Here is a 16,432-nt window from a genome sequence, read left to right as displayed (position 1 = left end):
CCTTTCGTGCGTTTCGGTCCTCTGGGCAACCGAGTCGTCACTCTGATGGTATCCGCAAGGCGCCGAAGCCCCCGCATCCGGTTGACCAAGGGTCCACTACCTGGACAGATGTTGTTGATCAAGGGTGCAGGAAGCCACCCAGGGGCAGGTTCCGGACAACGGTGAACGCCAGCACGAGCCCGCCGAGCGTCCACAGGTGTACGCGCCCGAGACCGAGGCCGAAGGGCCGTCCGCGGGCCGTTCGCATCGCCCACCCGGCCCAGACCACCGCGAACGCGGCGTAACCGGCGACGGCCAGCGCGTTGGCGCCGAGCGCTCCGCCGAGGTCGCCGTGGACGAGCGCGTGGGCGCTGCGCAGGCCGCCGCAGCCGGGGCAGTAGACGCCGGTGGCGCGCAGGAGCGGGCAGGCGGGGTAGTGGCCCGCCTCGTTCGGGTCGACCGCGCCGACGTAGGCGAAGGCGGCGGCGACGGCGACGAGGAGGCCGAGCGGGACGGCGATCCGGCGCCACGGGCCGGTGCGGGCGGTGGGGGTCGTCTCGACGGTCACCCGTGGATTGTCCCGCGGTACCCCGCGCTCCGCTCCCCGGGCGCGCGAAAGGGGCGGTGCGCCGCACCGCCCCTGTTCCCGTACCGGGGGGATGTCAGGCCTTCGAGCCCGCAGCGGCCGAGGTCTTGCCGGGCAGCACCAGCTCGGCGCGCTTGGGCTTGCCGAGGCCCGCCGCGCTCATCACGCCACCGACGATCGGGGCGATGACCAGCAGTGCCATGCCGACCCAGAACCCGATCGGCTGCACCATCACCATGCTGACACCCGCGACGATGAACCCGATGAAGGCGATGATGACACCGGTCCAGGCGGCCGGGGTGTGTCCGTGGCTGCTGTCCGCCATGGCTTGCTCCTCGTTGCTTTTGGCCTATGCGGCCGCGTCCTGTCCTCGTCCGGGGCGAGGGGGCGTGCCGCGATCAAGTCGTGCGTCTTCATTGTCCCGTACCGGCGTGTACGGGAGGAACCCGGGGTCGGGCGGGGCTCAGACGGTGCCGGTCGGGTCCTCGCCGCGGTCGAGGGCCTTCCACAGTTCCTCGGGGCGCTCGGGGTCGACGGCCTTCTGCCTGCGGGGACGCGGGGCGCCGTCGCGCTCGTAGCGGCCGCCCATCGAGGGCCATGCCGCGCCGTAGACGACGGCGAGGATCCCGGCGATCAGCAGGAGGGCGCCGCCGGCGGCCGCGACGTAGGGCCAGGCGGTGTGGCTGAGGGCGTCGATGGTGGAGGCCGTGCCGCCGGATGCCTCGGCGGCCTTCTCGTCGAGCGCGGAGCTGTCGTCGGCGCCGAGCACGGCGGCGGCGACGGCGCCCGCGCCGCTCAGCGCGAGCAGCGCGGCGACGAGGACACGGCCCGCCCGGCGCACCGCGAACACGGCGACGAGGGCGGCGAGCCCGACGACGGCGAGGGCCGCGGGGACGCCCGTCACGTCGCTGCCCCTCGCGGCCAGCGGCAGTTTGCCGCCCGCGACGGCGGCGACGCCCGAACACCACTCCTGCCGGGAGGCGAGCAGGGCGACCGCGGCGCCCGCGGCACCGAAGAGCAGGGCGACGCCGAGACTGCGCCGGCCGTTGCTCGGCCCGGCGGTCTCGGAGGCTTCGGTTCGGGGGTGCGGTACGGCAGTCACGTACTCCACTATCGCCTGTCCGCACAGGTGCGTGTGACCCAGGGGCGCGAGGCGTGGGTCACTTCACACCGGCGTCCCGGGCGCCGAGCCGGTTCGCCGTGTGGACGGCGCGCAGCACGGCGGCGGCCTTGTTGCGGCACTCGGTGTCCTCGGCGACCGGGTCCGAGTCGGCGACGACGCCCGCGCCGGCCTGGACGTACGCGGTGCCGTCGCGGAGCAGCGCGGTGCGGATGGCGATGGCCGTGTCGGAGTCGCCCGCGAAGTCGAGGTAGCCGACGCAGCCGCCGTACAGGCCGCGCCGGGACGGCTCCAGTTCGTCGATGATCTGCATGGCGCGGGGCTTGGGGGCGCCGGAGAGGGTGCCCGCCGGGAAGCAGGCGGTGAGGACGTCGAAGGCGGTGCGGTCGCCGGTGACCCGGCCGGTCACGGTGGAGACGATGTGCATGACGTGCGAGTACCGCTCGACGGACATGAAGTCGACGACCTCGACGGAGCCCGGCTCGCAGACCCGCCCGAGATCGTTGCGGCCGAGGTCGACGAGCATGAGGTGCTCGGCGCGCTCCTTGGGGTCGGCGAGCAGTTCGTCGGCGAGGGCCTGGTCGGCCTGCGGGGTGGCGCCGCGCGGCCGGGTCCCGGCGATGGGGTGGACCATGGCGCGGCCGTCCTCGACCTTGACGAGCGCTTCCGGGGAGGAGCCGACGACGTCGAACCCGTCGAAGCGGAAGAGGTACATGTACGGGGACGGGTTGGTGGCGCGCAGGACGCGGTAGACGTCCAACGCGCTTGCCGTGCACGGGGTTTCGAACCGCTGGGAGGGCACGACCTGGAAGGCCTCGCCCGCCCTGATCCGCTCCTTGATGTCCTCGACGGCCTCCTGGTACTGCTCGCCGCCCCACAGCGCGCTGAATTCGGGGAGTTCGGAGGGCGGGAGCGCGGCCGGGGCGGTGTGCACCGGCTTGCCGAGGTCGGCCTCCATGGCGTCGAGGCGGGCCACGGCGTCCGCGTAGGCCTCGTCGACGCCGGTGTCGAGGTCGTTGTGGTTGATGGCGTTGGCGATCAGCAGGACCGAGCCGTCCCAGTGGTCGAGGACGGCGAGGTCGCTGGTGAGCAGCATCGTCAGCTCGGGCAGGTTCAGGTCGTCGCGCTCGCCGGGGCCGATCTTCTCCAGGCGGCGCACGATGTCGTAGCCGAGGTAGCCGACCATGCCGCCGGTGAACGGCGGGAGCCCCTCGTAGCGCGGCGTGTGCAGGGCCTCGACGGTGGCGCGCAGGGCGGCGAGCGGGTCGCCGTCCACGGGGACGCCGACGGGCGGGGTGCCGAGCCAGTGGGCCTGGCCGTCGCGGGCGGTGAGGGTGCCGGTGGAGTGGACGCCGACGAAGGAGTAACGGGACCAGGAGCGCCCGTTCTCCGCGGACTCCAGGAGGAACGTGCCGGGCCGCTCGGCGGCGAGCTTGCGGTAGAGACCGACGGGCGTGTCGCCGTCCGCGAGGAGCTTGCGGCTGACGGGGATCACTCGGCGGTCGGTCGCGAGCTTGCGGAAGGTCTCGAGATCCATGGGACGAGCTTAGGTGTTACGCGACGGGCGTCGTGACCGGCAACCGGTCGGCGTCGAAGCAGGTCCGGGCGCCGGTGTGGCAGGCGGCTCCCACCTGGTCGACCTTGACGAGGACCGTGTCGGCGTCGCAGTCGAGGGCGACGGACTTCACGTGCTGGAAGTGGCCCGAGGTGTCGCCCTTGACCCAGTACTCGCGGCGGCTGCGCGACCAGTACGTGCAGCGGCCGGTGGTCAGGGTGCGGTGCAGCGCCTCGTCGTCCATCCAGCCGAGCATCAGCACCTCGCCGGTGTCGTACTGCTGGGCGATGGCGGGGACCAGTCCGTCGGCGCTGCGCTTGAGGCGGGCGGCGATGGCCGGATCGAGGGCGCTGGGTGTGGCCGGAGGGCGGGGCGTGCTGCTCATACGTGCCATTGTGCCGCGCCCGTCTCCCGTCCCCACGGGGCGTCCACTGTCCGGACGGTGCGGGCGGTCGTAGGCTGGCGGGCATGTCGACCCATGCCAAGCGTGAACGACTCCTTCTCGCCGATCTGTTGGAGGCGGTGGGCCCCGAGGCCCCCACTCTGTGCGACGGCTGGACCACCCGCGACCTCGCGGCGCACGTCGTGGTGCGCGAGCGGCGCCCCGACGCCGCCGGCGGCACCCTCGTCAAGCAGCTCGCCGCCCGGCTCGAACGGGTGCAGGGCGAGTTCGCTGAGAAGCCGTACGAGGAATTGATCCAGCTCATCCGGACGGGCCCGCCGCGTTTCTCGCCGTTCTCCCTCAAGCAGCTCGACGAGGCGGCGAACGTGGTGGAGTTCTACGTCCACGCCGAGGACGTGCGCCGCGCCCAGCCCGACTGGTCGCCGCGCGAGCTGGACCCGGTCTTCTCCGAGGCGCTCTGGTCGCGCCTGGAGCGGATGGCCCGGGTGATGGGCCGCAAGGCGCCCGTCGGCCTGGTGCTGCGCCGCCCGGACGGCCAGACGGCGGTCGCGCACCGCGGCGCCCCGGTGGTGACGGTCACCGGCGAGCCGTCGGAGCTGCTGATGTACGCCTTCGGCCGCCAGGACGCGGCCGACGTGGAATTGGACGGCGACAAGGCGGCGATCACCCGGCTGAGCGAGACGAAGGCGCTGGGGTTGTAGGGGCGGCCCCGTGCCCTCCCAGCCGGTGCGCGTGGAGGGCCAGGGCGAGTTCTACCTGGTCGGTGGGGCGGGTGAGGCTGCGGCCGGTGAGTTGTTCGCAGCGGCGCAGCCGGTTCAGGACCGTGTTGCGGTGGCAGTAGAGGCGGGCTGCGGCGCGCTGGGCCGAGCCGTCGCAGTCCAGCCAGGCGGTCAGGGTGTCGAGCAGGAGCGCTCCGTCGGCGGGCGGCAGCGCGCGCAGGGGGCCGAGGACGCGGTCGGCGAGGAGCGTGCCGAGCGCGGGGGCGCCGGCCACCAGGGCGGCGGGGAGTTCGTCGTCGAGGAGGACGGTGCCGCCGTCCGCGGGGCAGATCCGCAGGGCGGTCTCGGCGAGGCGCCGGGCGCCGCCGACGGCGGCCAGGCCCTCGACGGCGGGGCTGACGCCGACGCGTACGCCGCTGCCGTGGCCGGCGGAGACGAGCCAGTGCTCGGCGAGGCGGCGTACGTCGTGGTCGGCGAGGGCGACGATGCCGCGCTCGGCGTCGGGGCCCGGGTGCCAGACGGTCGGCGCTCCGTCGGGTGCGGGCACGCCGCCCCGGCCACCGGCGACGAGCACCACCGCGTACCGGCCGCGTTCGGGCAGGCCGAGGGCGGCTGCGGCCTCGGGCAGGTCGGCGATGCGGATGGCGCCGTCGAGGAGGGCGGCGGCCATGAGGCGGCGCCGGTTCTCGCGGCGCCAGGTCAGTTCGTGTTCCGCCGTGCGGTACGCGTCGGCGGCGCGGGCGCAGTGTTCGTCGATGTGGGCGCGGACGTCGGCGGCGAGGTGGACGAGCAGATGCGCGTCGCGCGGATGGTGCCGGGTCACCTCGTCGACGAGCGCCTGCCAGATGAGGGCGCCGCCGAGCCGGAAGGCGTGCAGCAGGGCGTCGAGCGGGAGGCCGCGGGCCGCGCGTTCGGTGCCGATCCGGGTGGTGCAGGCGAAGGCGGCCTCGCGCGAGCGTGCGGGGTCGAGCAGGGAGGCGACGCTGTGCCGCAGCGAGCGCTGGATCTCGCGGCGCACGTCGCCGGGGTCGGTGTCGATCGCGGCGCGGTAGGCCGGTTCCCTCGCGTGCAGTTCGGTCATCAACCGGTCGGTGAGCAAGGTCAGTTGACCCATGAGCGGCAGTGCGGTGCGGCGCAGCACGGCGACCGCGTCGATTCCGGCGGGGGCGGCGCCGGACCGCGGGCGGGGGCGGGGACGTACGAGGTGCGCGGGCATCACGGTCCTCCTCGGGTCGGCTCGTGCCGGGGCGCGCCGCAGCCGCCCGGAGCCCGAAGAATGGCATACCGTCTGGTCGGTCTCCAGCCCTTGGGGGATAACGACACCGTGACGCGCACGAACCGTGATGCGGTCGTGAACCGAGCGTGCCCGGTCGAGGGGGGCAGGAGGGGGTCAGGAGGGGGTCGCGGACCGTTCCGCGCGGTCGACGAGGCGGGCCAGTTCGACGCGGGAGCGGACGCCGAGGCGCGCGAAGACGTTGCGCAGGTGGTGGTCGACGGTGCGCGGGCTCACCGACAGGCGCGAGGCGACCTCGCGGTTGGTGGCGCCCTCCGCGACGCAGTGGGCGATGCGCCACTGCTGAGGTGTCAACTCCGCCAGCGCGTCGAGGAGTTCGCGTTGCCCGGCGGTCTCCTTGGTGGCGTCTCCCGTGGCGCGGAGTTCGGCGGCCGTCCGGGCGGCCCAGACCGTGGCGCCGCACCGCTCGAAGGCGACCAGGGCGTCGCGCAGCAGCACCCGGGCGCGGGCGGGCCGACGGGCGCGGCGCAGCCACTGTCCGTGCAGATCGGCGGTGCGGGCGCGCTCGAAGTCGCTGCCCGCGTGGTCGTGCCGGGCCAGGGCCTCGGCGAAGCGGGCATCGGCGCGAGCGGGGTCACCGGCCGCCAGGAGGGCCTGGCAGCGGGCGAGTTGGGCCTGGCCCTGCGGGTCGTACCCACGCTCGGCCCAGATGGTGAACTCCGCGACCGCCGCCCCGGCCCCCTCCAGGTCACCGGCGGCCACGGCCGCCTCGACGAAGCAGGGCACGGCGAGCATGCGGACCGCGAAGTGCCCGCGCCGCGGCCCGGGCCGCACGAGCGGGCCGAGCCTGGCCGCAGCCTCGGCCGCCCGGCCGCGGGCCAGATCGGCGCGGGCCAGGGCCCACTGGGCGAGGGTCGCCGCCTGGACGAGGCCGTGCCGGGCGGCGATGTCCTGCGCGGCCCCGGCGTGCCGGGCGACCGTCTCGGCGTCGCTGTCGAGGGAGGCGACCAGCGCGAGGATGGCGTGCTGGTGGGCCGCGACGTTGCGCTGCCCAGAGGCGCGCGCGGCCCGCAGCCCTTCCTCGGCGTGGGCGCGGGCGCGGGCGTGCCGACCCGCGCGCAGTTCGCCGTACGCGAGCAGTTCGAGCGCCCGGGGCAGCTCGGATCCGGCGTCGACGGCACGGGCGGCGGCCAGGGCCCGGCTGCCGAGGCGGCAGGCGGCCTCGACGTCCCCGGCGACGAGGGCCGCGGCCCCGGCCCGCAGCAGGGCCTCCGGTCCGCCCGCGTCGGCCGTCTCGGCGACGACGCGGCGCAGCGCGGCACGCCCGGCCGCGTAGCGGTCGTCGAGGGCCGCGGCCATGGCGAAGCCGTAGAAGCGGGCGGTGGTGGCTCCCGCCCTCGGCTCCCCGACGGCCTCGCGGTAGGCCTCCGCGTCGCCGAGCGCCCAGGACGCCTCCGCCGCGGCGAGCCGGGCGTCGAGGGCGCGGGCGCGGGGGCAGAGCCGGCCGGCGAGCTGGAGCAGGGCGCGGGCGTCGGCCACCGGGCCGTCGCGCAGGGTGAGCAGACCGCGTACCAGGGCGGCGCTCCCGCGGACCTCGTCCGGTGGCAGCAACTCCCCTGCCCGGTCGAGCAGTTCGCGGGCGCGGTGCGGCCGGCCCGCGAGCCGGGCCTGGTCCGCCGCGGCGACGAGCCGCTCCGCGCGGACGGCCGGGTCCTGGGCGAGGGCCGCGGCGTGCGCGAAGGCGGTGGCGCGCTCCCCGTGCGAGGGGCCCGGGAGCTGGGCGGCGGCGGCGAGCTCGGTGCCGAGTCCGCTGTCCGGGTAGGGGGCGGCGAGCACCTGGTGCAGCAGTGCGGCGGGCCTGGGCCGCTCCCCCGCGGCGGCCTCGGCCAGCGACCGGTGGGCGGCCCTGCGGTGCGCGGGCCGCGCCGCCTCGTACACGGCGCGGCGGCCGGGCAGCCGCAGCCGTCCGTCCTGGCCACGTTCCAGGCCCGCGCGCTCGGCGGCGTCGAGGGCCGCGGCGTCGAGCCCGGCCGCCGCCGCGGCCCGCAGTACGAGGGCCGCGTCCACATGCGGTCTCTCGGGGTCGCTCTCGTAGGCGGCGGCGGTCAGCAACAGGACATGTCTCGCGCTCACCCTGATCACGGTACGGGCGAACCGGAACGGCCGCGACGCCGGTTGGGAAAAGACCCAACCGGCGTCGCGCGACGCTGTGCTCACGCACAGCGGGTCACCGCGTCACGAGGTGTGCGGGCAGTTGCCCCGGTACTCCGCGATGGTCAGGCTCGCCGCGGGCAGCGGGCAGAGGAACTGCTCGTAGCGGGTGTCATTGTCGATGAACCGCTTCAGCCACGAGATGCTGTACTTCGCGATCGTGGTGTTGGACGTGTTCGGCGTGAAGTGGGTGGCTCCCCGCAGCTCCAGGTACGCCTTGTCGAGGGAGCTCGGCAGGTTCCGGTAGAACGGCTCGGAGTGCGTGGCGACCGGGGCGATGGTGTCGCCGTCCGCGCCCACGACCAGCGTCGGCGTCTTGATCTCGGGCCAGGTCGTGTCGAGGTTCCAGCCGGTGAGCGGGATCGCCGCCTGGAGCGAGGGCCGGCTCTTGGCGGCTTCGAGGGTGCCACCGCCGCCCATGGAGTGCCCCATGACGCCGAGCCTGGTGGTGTCGATGCGGCTGCGCACCGAGCTGCGCTGCGTCAGGTAGTCCAGTGCCGCGAGGAGTTGGCGGCCCCGGCTGTCGGGCTGGTCGGCCGTGGTGTTCGTGTCGATGGTGAAGACGACGAAGCCCTGCGAGGCGAGGCGCGGGCCCAGCCAGGCGATGGACGACTGGTACGCGGTGAAGCCCGGGGAGATCGCGACGGCCCCGAACGTGCCGTCGGCCGTGGACGACGGGTAGTAGATCGTGCCGCCGCCGAACCCGGAGACGCTCAGGGACGACACGGTGGTCTGCGAGACGGCGTACGAGCCGCGCGCGGCCTCGATGCTCGACTGGGTGGGGGCCGGGCCGCGTTCGTAGGGGTTGTCGGCGGCCTGGGCGGTGACGGCCTGCGAGGTGGCGAGGCCACCCATGGCCAGCAGCGCGGCAAGTCCCGTACGGATCAGACGGGTTCGCATCTTCTGCACGATGCGTTCCTCTCGGGGGGAGGGGGGAGGCGGCACCCGTCCCGGGGTGCCACCGTGGTCCTGACAGCGACCACGGTGGGGTCCGACCCGCATTTGTGCATCGGCGAAATCACCGGTTCCGGCCGCACGGGGCGACGAAACGCTACCGTACGGGGTGTTCTGCCCGGCGCAAGGCGCCCTTGACGTCACCGATCCGCAGATCCCCGAAGTGGAAGACCGACGCGGCGAGGACGGCGTCGGCGCCCGCCGCCACGGCCGGCGCGAAGTGCTCCAGGCGTCCCGCGCCGCCGGAGGCGATCACCGGTACGGAGACGTGCTTGCGGACGGCCTCGATCATCTCGATGTCGTAGCCGTCCTTCGTGCCGTCCGCGTCCATCGAGTTGAGCAGGATCTCCCCGGCTCCCAACTCGGCGGCCTCGTGCGCCCACTCGACCGCGTCGATGCCCGCCGAACGGCGTCCGCCGTGCGTCGTGACCTCGAACGCGCCCGACTCGGTGCGCCGCGCGTCCACGGACAGGACGAGCACCTGCCGCCCGAACCGCTCCGCGATCTCCCGGATCAGTTCGGGCCGGGCGATGGCGGCGGTGTTCACGCCGACCTTGTCGGCGCCGGCGCGCAGCAGCTTGTCCACGTCGTCGGCGGTGCGTACGCCGCCGCCGACCGTGAGCGGGATGAAGACCTGCTCGGCGGTGCGGCGCACCACGTCGTACGTGGTCTCGCGGTTGCCGGAGGAGGCCGTGATGTCCAGGAACGTCAGCTCGTCGGCGCCCTCGGCGTCGTACACCTTCGCCATCTCGACGGGGTCGCCCGCGTCGCGCAGGTTCTGGAAGTTGACACCCTTGACGACGCGGCCGTTGTCGACGTCGAGGCAGGGGATGACGCGTACGGCGAGACTCACTGTGCTTCTCCTGTGCGCGGGCGGAACGCCTCGACCTCCACCTCGACCACCAGGCTGGGGTCGATGAACCCGGACACGATGATCATGGAGGCGGCGGGCCGGACGTCGTCGAACAGCTCCTTGTGGGCGCTGCCCACGTCGTCCACGTCGCGGGCGTGGGTGAGGTACATCCGGGTCCGCACCACGTGTTCGGGGCCGAGGCCGAGCTCCTTCAGCGCGTCGAGGGCGACCCGGAAGGCGTTGACCGTCTGCTCGTAGGGCGTGCCCGCGTCGATCACGCCGTTGACCACGGACGTGCAGCCGGAGACGAGGACCAGCCCGTTCGGCAGTTCCACCGCGCGCGAGTAGCCGATGGTCTCCTCGAAGGGGCCGCCCGAGGGGTGGCGCCTTACCTCGTCGGAGGTCATACGGAGACCGCCTCCAGTGCCGCTTCCAGCGTGAACGCCTTCGCGTACAGCGCCTTGCCGACGATCGAGCCCTCGACGCCGAGCGGGACGAGCTCGGCGATGGCGCGCAGGTCGTCGAGGGAGGAGACGCCGCCCGAGGCCACGACCGGGCGGTCGGTGGCCGCGCAGACGGTGCGCAGCAGTTCCAGGTTCGGGCCCTGGAGCGTGCCGTCCTTGGCGATGTCCGTGACGACGTAGCGGGCGCAGCCCTCGGAGTTGAGGCGCTCCAGCGTCTCGTAGAGGTCGCCGCCGTCGCGGGTCCAGCCGCGCCCGCGCAGCGTCGTGCCGCGCACGTCGAGACCGACGGCGATCTTGTCGCCGTGCTCGGCGATGACCTTGGCGACCCATTCGGGGGTCTCCAGGGCGGCGGTGCCGAGGTTGACGCGGGTGCAGCCGGTGGCGAGGGCGGCGGCGAGGGTGTCGTCGTCGCGGATGCCGCCGGACAGTTCCACCTTGATGTCCATCGCCTCGGTGACCTCGCGGATCAGGGCGCGGTTGTCGCCGGTGCCGAACGCGGCGTCCAGGTCGACCAGGTGCAGCCACTCGGCGCCGGCGGACTGCCAGGCGAGGGCCGCCTCCAGCGGGGAGCCGTAGGAGGTCTCGCTGCCGGACTCGCCGTGCACGAGGCGGACGGCCTGGCCGTCGCGGACGTCGACGGCGGGGAGGAGTTCGAGCTTGCTCAAGGTGCTCACAGCGTTGCGATCCAGTTCTTCAGCAGCAGGGCTCCGGCGTCACCGGACTTCTCGGGGTGGAACTGCGTCGCCCACAGTGCGCCGTTCTCCACGGCGGCGACGAAGGGCTCGCCGTGCGTGGCCCACGTGACCTGCGGGGCCCGCAGGTGCGGGTTGTGCACTTCCAGCTCCCAGTTCTGGACCGCGTAGGAGTGCACGAAGTAGTACCGCTCGTCGGCGTCGAGACCGGCGAACAGGCGGCTGTCCTCGGGCGCGCGGACGGTGTTCCAGCCCATGTGCGGGACGATGTCGGCCTTCAGCGGTTCGACGGTGCCGGGCCACTCGTCGAGGCCCTCGCTCTCGACGCCGTGCTCGATGCCGCGGGCGAAGAGGATCTGCATGCCGACGCAGATGCCCATGACCGGGCGGCCACCGGCGAGGCGGCGGCCGACGATCCAGTCGCCGCGGGCCTCGGTGAGCCCCTTCATGCAGGCGGCGAAGGCACCGACGCCGGGGACGAGCAGCCCGTCCGCGTCCATGGCCTTGTCGTAGTCGCGGGTGATCTCCACGTCGGCGCCCGCGCGGGCCAGGGCGCGCTCGGCGGAGCGAACGTTCCCGAAGCCGTAGTCGAAGACGACCACTTTCTTCTGTGTCATGGCAGTGTTCAGTTCCAGTAGTCGAGCCGCAGCACGCCCGCGAGCAGGCACATGGCCGCGCTGAGGGAGAGCAGCGTGATGAGGCTCTTGCCCATGCCCTGCTTGGCGAACGAGTAGACGCCGCCGAGCAGGAACAGTCCGACGACGATGAGGACGGTCGCGAGGCCGTTCATGGTCAGAGGGCCCCCTTCGTCGAGGGGAGGATGCCCGCCGCGCGCGGGTCGCGCTCGCTGGCGTAGCGCAGGGCTCGCGCGAGGGCCTTGAACTGGCACTCCACGATGTGGTGCGCGTTGCGCCCGTAGGGGACGTGCACGTGCAGGGCGATCTGCGCCTGCGCGACGAACGACTCCAGGATGTGCCGGGTCATCGTCGTGTCGTACTCGCCGATCATCGGCGCCATCTTCTCGGGCTCGGTGTGCACGAGGTACGGGCGGCCGGAGAGGTCGACCGTGACCTGCGCGAGCGACTCGTCCAGCGGGACGGTGCAGTTGCCGAAGCGGTAGATGCCGACCTTGTCGCCGAGCGCCTGCTTGAAGGCGGCGCCGAGGGCGAGCGCGGTGTCCTCGATGGTGTGGTGGCTGTCGATGTGCAGGTCGCCCTCGGTCTTGACCGTGAGGTCGAAGAGGCCGTGGCGGCCGAGCTGGTCGAGCATGTGGTCGTAGAAGCCGACGCCGGTCGACACGTCGACCTTGCCGGTGCCGTCCAGGTCGATCTCGACGAGGACGGAGGTCTCCTTCGTCTTGCGTTCGACTCTGCCGATACGCCCTTCGCGCGTCATGCGCCACGCTCCTGATCGTTCATCTGGGCCTTCTTCACTTCGCGGGCCGCGTCCAGGAACGCGTCGTTCTCTTCGGGGGTACCGACGGACACCCGCAGCCGGCCGGGCACCCCGTTGTCGCGGATGAGGACACCGCGGTCGAGGACGAACCGCCAGACGGCGTGCGGGTCTTGGAAGACACCGAACTGGACGAAGTTGGCGTCGGCGACGGTGACGTCGAAGCCGAGCCCCTCCAGCTCCGCGACCACGCGGTCGCGTTCGGCCTTGAGCTGCTCCACGTAGCTGAGCAGTGTGTCGGTGTACTCCAGGGCGGCGAGCGCCGTGGCCTGGTTGACGGCCGACAAGTGGTAGGGCAGGCGCACCAGTTGCACCGCGTCGACCACGGCCGGGTGGGCGGCCAGGTAGCCGAGGCGCAGTCCGGCGGCGCCGAACGCCTTGGACATGGTGCGCGAGATGACGAGGTTGGGCCGGCCCTCGATCAGCGGCAGCAGCGAGTCGCCATGGCTGAACTCGGTGTACGCCTCGTCGACGATCACCATGGCGTCCGGTCCGGCGGCCTCGTACAGAGCGAGGACGTCCGCGGCGGCGACCGCGTTGCCGGTGGGGTTGTTGGGGCTGGTGACGAAGACGACGTGCGGCCGGTGCTCCTTGATCGCCTCGATCGCGCCGGGCACGTCGAGGGAGAAGTCGGGCAGCCGGGGGGCGCTGACCCAGCCCGTGTTGGTGCCGCGGGCGAGCAGCGGGTGCATGGAGTACGAGGGCTCGAAGCCGAGGGCCGTGCGGCCTGGGCCGCCGAACGCCTGGAGGAGCTGCTGGAGCACCTCGTTGGACCCGTTGGCCGCCCAGACCTGGTCGCGGCCGACCTCGAAGCCGGTGGTGCGGGTCAGGTACCGGGCGAGTTCGGTGCGCAGCTCGATCGCGTCGCGGTCCGGGTAGCGGTTGAGGTGCCGGGCGGCCTCGGCGACGCGCTCGGCGATCCTGGCGACGAGCGGTTCGGGCAGCGGGTACGGGTTCTCGTTCGTGTTCAGCCGTACGGCCACGTCCAACTGGGGCGCGCCGTAGGGGGACTTGCCACGCAGCTCGTCCCGTACGGGAAGGTCGTCGATGCCGGTCACTTCGTGGGCACCTTCCAACCGAACCGCGCCTTCAGGGCGGCGCCGTGCGCGGGCAGGTCCTCGGCCTCGGAGAGGGTCACCACGTGGTGGGTGATCTCGGCGAGGGCGTCCCGGCTGTAGTCCACGACGTGGATGCCGCGCAGGAAGGACTGCACGGACAGGCCCGAGGAGTGGCAGGCGCAGCCGCCGGTGGGCAGGACGTGGTTCGAACCGGCCGCGTAGTCGCCGAGCGAGACCGGGGACCACGGGCCGACGAACACGGCGCCCGCGTTGCGTACCTTTTCGGCCACGGCGGCGGCGTCGGCGGTCTGGATCTCCAGGTGCTCGGCCCCGTACGCGTTGACGACGGCGAGGCCGTCCTCGACGGAGTCGACGAGGACGACGGCGGACTGCTCGCCGGTGAGCGCCGGGACGATCCGCTCCTCACGGTGCTTGCTGACCGCGACCTGCGCCTCCAGCTCCTTGGCGACCCCGTCGGCCAGCTCCTCGGAGTCGGTGACGAGGACCGAGGCGGCGAGCGGGTCGTGCTCGGCCTGGCTGATCAGGTCGGCGGCGACGTGCACCGGGTCGGCGGTGGAGTCCGCCAGGACGGCGATCTCGGTCGGTCCCGCCTCGGAGTCGATGCCGATGACGCCGGTGAAGTAGCGCTTGGCGGCGGCCACCCAGATGTTGCCGGGGCCCATCACCATCGGCGCGGCGGGGCAGGACTCGGTGCCGTAGGCGAACATAGCGACGGCGGTGGCGCCGCCGGCCGCGTACACCTCGTCGACGCCGAGCAGCGCGCAGGCGGCGAGGATCGTCGGGTGCGGCAGGCCGCCGAACTCCTTCTGGGCCGGTGAGGCGAGCGCGATCGAGGGGACCTCGGCCTCCTGGGCCGGGACCACGTCCATGATCACGGAGGAGGGGTAGACGGCACGGCCGCCGGGCGCGTAGAGCCCGACGCGGTCCACCGGGACCCACTTCTCGGTGACGGTGCCACCGGGGACGACCTGCGTGGTCTCGGTCGTGCGGCGCTGAGCGCGGTGGACGATCCGGGCGCGCCTGATGGACTCCTCCAGGGCGGCGCGGACGGCCGGGTCGAGCGTCTCCAGGGCCTCGGCGATCGCCTCGGCCGGGACCCGGACGCTGTCCAGCTTCACCCCGTCGAACTTCTCCGCGTACTCGATCAGCGCCGCGTCGCCGCGATGATGCACGTCCTCGCAGATCGGACGCACCTTTTCGAGGGCGGCCGTGACGTCGAAGTCGGCACGGGGCAGCAGCGAGCGCAGGGCCTGGCCCTCGGGGAGGGTGGCGCCGCGCAGATCGATTCGAGAGATCACACACCAATTCTCTCAGACGCGCGATCGCCGCCGGTGGCCCGTATCAGTGACTGATACACGTCCGGTTTCAGCCGTTGTTCCACGGGTGTCACCGTCCGCGTTCAGGCGGTCACACAGCGGGCATGAACGGTTGTACGAAACCCGCGAGTAGCAGGTGACCGCGGTGGTCGAGGTGGCCTGCGTGGCGGTGGGCGGTACGGGGAGGAGGAACGGTCGTGGTCGACGGCAGCGACACCGTGGACGTGCCGGACGGGCTGAGCGCGGCGGAGGTGGGCATGTGGCTCGCGTTCCGCAACGGCACGGTCTACGACCTGCGCAGCGGCGTCTTCGCGGTCGACGATCCGCACGGCGGGCAGCCCTGGGGCCCCGAGCGCAGTGTGCGCGCGCGCATCGTGGCCTGGCTGCTCCTCGACGGGCCGCCCGCTCTCGCCGGGCGGGTCTCGTCCCTGAAGCTCCAGGGGTTGCAGATCACGGACGTGCTCGATCTCGCGGGCGGCACGATCGACCCGTACGTGGAGCTGAAGCAGTGCCGCTTCGAGAAGGAGGTGCTGCTGCCCGAGGCGCGGTTCACGACGGTCCGGCTCGTCGACTGCTCCGTGCCGCGCCTGGAGGGCGCCCGGGTGCACACCGAGGGCGACCTGCATCTGCCGCGCTGCCGCTTCCACCACGGCATCCGGCTCACCGACGCCCACATCGGCACGGATCTCCTGCTCAACCAGGCCGTCGTCTTCCGCGACCGGCGCGGCAAGTCGCTCACGGCGGACGGTCTCACCGTCGGCCAGGACCTCCAGGCCGAGCTGGTGGAGACGCACGGGGAGATCAGCCTGCGCGGGGCCACGATCGGCGTCTCGCTCTCGCTGCGCGGCAGCCGGCTGAGCAACACCCAGGGGCGGCACGCCCTGAACGCCCCGCAGATGAGCGTCGAGCGCACCATGTACATGACTCCGGCGGGCCTGGGCAATCCGTGGCAGTTCAGCGGCTCCACGCCCGCGCGCGGCACGCGCGTGCAGCGCTTCCAGTGCGTGGGCGGCATCCGGCTCGACGACGGGCGCTTCGGTGACGCGGTCGACCTGGACTCGGCCCACTTCGTCCTGGCGAACGACCAGGAGATCTCGCTGCGCCGCATCCAGACGCCCGAGCTGCGCTTCCTCGGCGAGCGACCCCGGCGCGGGCGGGTCGTGCTGTCCGGCGCGAAGATCGTCAACCTCGTCGACAAGGCGGCGGGCTGGCCCGGGCCCGGTCAGTTGCGGATGGGCGGATTCGCGTACGAGAACCTGATCCCGCTCGGCCCCTTCCCGCTCACCCAGCGCCTGGAATGGCTGGCGGCGGCGACCCCCGAGTACAACCCGGAACCGTACGAACGGCTCGCCGCGGTGCTGCGCAACAGCGGCGAGGACGCCGACGCCCGCGAGGTGCTCCTCTCCAAGCAACGGCGCCGCCGCGAGACGCTGCCGCCCGCCGCGAAGGTCTGGGGCTACCTCCAGGACTGGACGGTGGCCTACGGATACCGGCCGGGCCGCGCGGCGGTCTGGATGGCGGTGCTCTGGGCGGTCGGCGCCTTCGCCTTCCACCACGCCCCCCACCCGCCCATGAAGCCCGGGGAGGGCCCGCAGTGGGACTCGACCCTGTTCGCCCTGGACCTCCTCCTGCCGGTGATCGACCTCGGCCAGTCCAGCAGTTGGTCGCTGCGGGGCGGCTGGCAGTGGGCCGCGGCGATCATGGTGATACTCGGCTGGATCCTGGCGACGACGGTGGCGGCGGGGGCGACCAGACTCCTGCGCCGCAATTAGCCGCCGGTTCGGCCACGACGCCGCTGGGAATGACGTCCGAGGG

Annotated in this window: 18 protein-coding genes; 2 read left to right on the top strand and 16 right to left on the bottom strand. The window is 73.1% G+C overall.

Features of this window, described 5'->3' with window-relative positions:
* Positions 1 to 118: 118 nt before the first annotated feature.
* The 5 genes from ACIRF8_RS07225 to hisI all read right to left on the bottom strand — a co-directional run bounded on the left by ACIRF8_RS07225 (position 119) and on the right by hisI (position 3,625).
* Positions 119 to 547: a DUF2752 domain-containing protein gene (locus ACIRF8_RS07225; RefSeq protein WP_404211702.1), complete on the bottom strand. Its 429-nt coding sequence runs from the start codon at positions 545 to 547 to the stop codon at positions 119 to 121.
* Between the two features lie 94 nt (positions 548 to 641).
* Positions 642 to 890 carry an HGxxPAAW family protein gene (locus tag ACIRF8_RS07220; protein ID WP_404211700.1) on the bottom strand — a complete coding sequence of 83 codons (249 nt, stop codon included), beginning with the start codon at positions 888 to 890 and terminating at the stop codon, positions 642 to 644.
* A gap of 138 nt (positions 891 to 1,028) precedes the next feature.
* Positions 1,029 to 1,676 (bottom strand): TIGR02234 family membrane protein, encoded by a 648-nt coding sequence (locus ACIRF8_RS07215; RefSeq protein WP_404211698.1) that lies wholly within the window; start codon positions 1,674 to 1,676, stop codon positions 1,029 to 1,031.
* A 49-nt stretch (positions 1,677 to 1,725) separates the two neighbouring features.
* Complete coding sequence (locus ACIRF8_RS07210; RefSeq protein WP_404211696.1) at positions 1,726 to 3,222, bottom strand: anthranilate synthase component I; 1,497 nt, start codon at positions 3,220 to 3,222, stop codon at positions 1,726 to 1,728.
* 16 nt (positions 3,223 to 3,238) lie between these two features.
* The gene (gene hisI / locus ACIRF8_RS07205) at positions 3,239 to 3,625 is read right to left on the bottom strand and encodes a phosphoribosyl-AMP cyclohydrolase (protein ID WP_404211694.1); all 387 of its coding nucleotides are present in this window, start codon (positions 3,623 to 3,625) and stop codon (positions 3,239 to 3,241) included.
* Positions 3,626 to 3,708: 83 nt separating this feature from the next.
* On the opposite strand from hisI, the gene ACIRF8_RS07200 reads away from it, so the two are divergent.
* The gene (locus ACIRF8_RS07200) at positions 3,709 to 4,344 is read left to right on the top strand and encodes a TIGR03085 family metal-binding protein (RefSeq protein WP_404211692.1); all 636 of its coding nucleotides are present in this window, start codon (positions 3,709 to 3,711) and stop codon (positions 4,342 to 4,344) included.
* Here ACIRF8_RS07200 and ACIRF8_RS07195 read toward each other — a convergent pair.
* The 11 genes from ACIRF8_RS07195 to hisD all read right to left on the bottom strand — a co-directional run bounded on the left by ACIRF8_RS07195 (position 4,307) and on the right by hisD (position 14,599).
* Complete coding sequence (locus tag ACIRF8_RS07195; RefSeq protein WP_404211690.1) at positions 4,307 to 5,578, bottom strand: PucR family transcriptional regulator; 1,272 nt, start codon at positions 5,576 to 5,578, stop codon at positions 4,307 to 4,309. The two genes, ACIRF8_RS07200 and ACIRF8_RS07195, sit on opposite strands and share 38 nt — an antisense overlap.
* Before the next feature lie 174 nt (positions 5,579 to 5,752).
* Positions 5,753 to 7,729, bottom strand: a complete 1,977-nt coding sequence (locus ACIRF8_RS07190) for a LuxR C-terminal-related transcriptional regulator (protein WP_404211688.1) — start codon at positions 7,727 to 7,729, stop codon at positions 5,753 to 5,755.
* A gap of 102 nt (positions 7,730 to 7,831) precedes the next feature.
* Positions 7,832 to 8,707 carry an alpha/beta hydrolase family protein gene (locus ACIRF8_RS07185; RefSeq protein WP_404212333.1) on the bottom strand — a complete coding sequence of 292 codons (876 nt, stop codon included), beginning with the start codon at positions 8,705 to 8,707 and terminating at the stop codon, positions 7,832 to 7,834.
* A 151-nt stretch (positions 8,708 to 8,858) separates the two neighbouring features.
* On the bottom strand, positions 8,859 to 9,614 hold the full coding sequence (gene hisF / locus ACIRF8_RS07180; protein WP_404211686.1) for an imidazole glycerol phosphate synthase subunit HisF: 756 nt from the start codon (positions 9,612 to 9,614) through the stop codon (positions 8,859 to 8,861).
* Positions 9,611 to 10,021 carry a RidA family protein gene (locus ACIRF8_RS07175; RefSeq protein ID WP_404211684.1) on the bottom strand — a complete coding sequence of 137 codons (411 nt, stop codon included), beginning with the start codon at positions 10,019 to 10,021 and terminating at the stop codon, positions 9,611 to 9,613. The genes hisF and ACIRF8_RS07175 overlap by 4 nt, the downstream gene beginning before the upstream one ends.
* Positions 10,018 to 10,743, bottom strand: a complete 726-nt coding sequence (gene priA, locus ACIRF8_RS07170) for a bifunctional 1-(5-phosphoribosyl)-5-((5-phosphoribosylamino)methylideneamino)imidazole-4-carboxamide isomerase/phosphoribosylanthranilate isomerase PriA (protein ID WP_404212331.1) — start codon at positions 10,741 to 10,743, stop codon at positions 10,018 to 10,020. The genes ACIRF8_RS07175 and priA overlap by 4 nt, the downstream gene beginning before the upstream one ends.
* Before the next feature lie 5 nt (positions 10,744 to 10,748).
* On the bottom strand, positions 10,749 to 11,387 hold the full coding sequence (gene hisH, locus ACIRF8_RS07165) for an imidazole glycerol phosphate synthase subunit HisH (protein WP_404211682.1): 639 nt from the start codon (positions 11,385 to 11,387) through the stop codon (positions 10,749 to 10,751).
* An 8-nt stretch (positions 11,388 to 11,395) separates the two neighbouring features.
* Complete coding sequence (locus ACIRF8_RS07160; protein WP_404211680.1) at positions 11,396 to 11,560, bottom strand: hypothetical protein; 165 nt, start codon at positions 11,558 to 11,560, stop codon at positions 11,396 to 11,398.
* A 2-nt stretch (positions 11,561 to 11,562) separates the two neighbouring features.
* Positions 11,563 to 12,165 (bottom strand): imidazoleglycerol-phosphate dehydratase HisB, encoded by a 603-nt coding sequence (hisB, locus tag ACIRF8_RS07155; RefSeq protein WP_404211678.1) that lies wholly within the window; start codon positions 12,163 to 12,165, stop codon positions 11,563 to 11,565.
* Entirely contained in the window at positions 12,162 to 13,280 is a 1,119-nt protein-coding gene (locus ACIRF8_RS07150; RefSeq protein ID WP_404211676.1) for a histidinol-phosphate transaminase, read from the bottom strand. Before ACIRF8_RS07150 ends, hisB begins: the two co-directional genes overlap by 4 nt.
* The gene (gene hisD, locus ACIRF8_RS07145) at positions 13,277 to 14,599 is read right to left on the bottom strand and encodes a histidinol dehydrogenase (RefSeq protein ID WP_404211674.1); all 1,323 of its coding nucleotides are present in this window, start codon (positions 14,597 to 14,599) and stop codon (positions 13,277 to 13,279) included. The genes ACIRF8_RS07150 and hisD overlap by 4 nt, the downstream gene beginning before the upstream one ends.
* A gap of 275 nt (positions 14,600 to 14,874) precedes the next feature.
* Here hisD and ACIRF8_RS07140 point away from each other — a divergent pair, with 275 nt between their 5' ends.
* Entirely contained in the window at positions 14,875 to 16,389 is a 1,515-nt protein-coding gene (locus ACIRF8_RS07140) for an oxidoreductase (RefSeq protein WP_404212329.1), read from the top strand.
* The last annotated feature ends 43 nt before the right edge of the window (positions 16,390 to 16,432 follow it).

It is taken from the genome of Streptomyces sp. NPDC102406, assembly GCF_044765725.1.
Lineage (GTDB): Bacteria > Actinomycetota > Actinomycetes > Streptomycetales > Streptomycetaceae > Streptomyces.
Note: the sequence above shows the minus strand (reverse complement) of the source record. Positions and strands in the feature narration are given on the sequence as shown.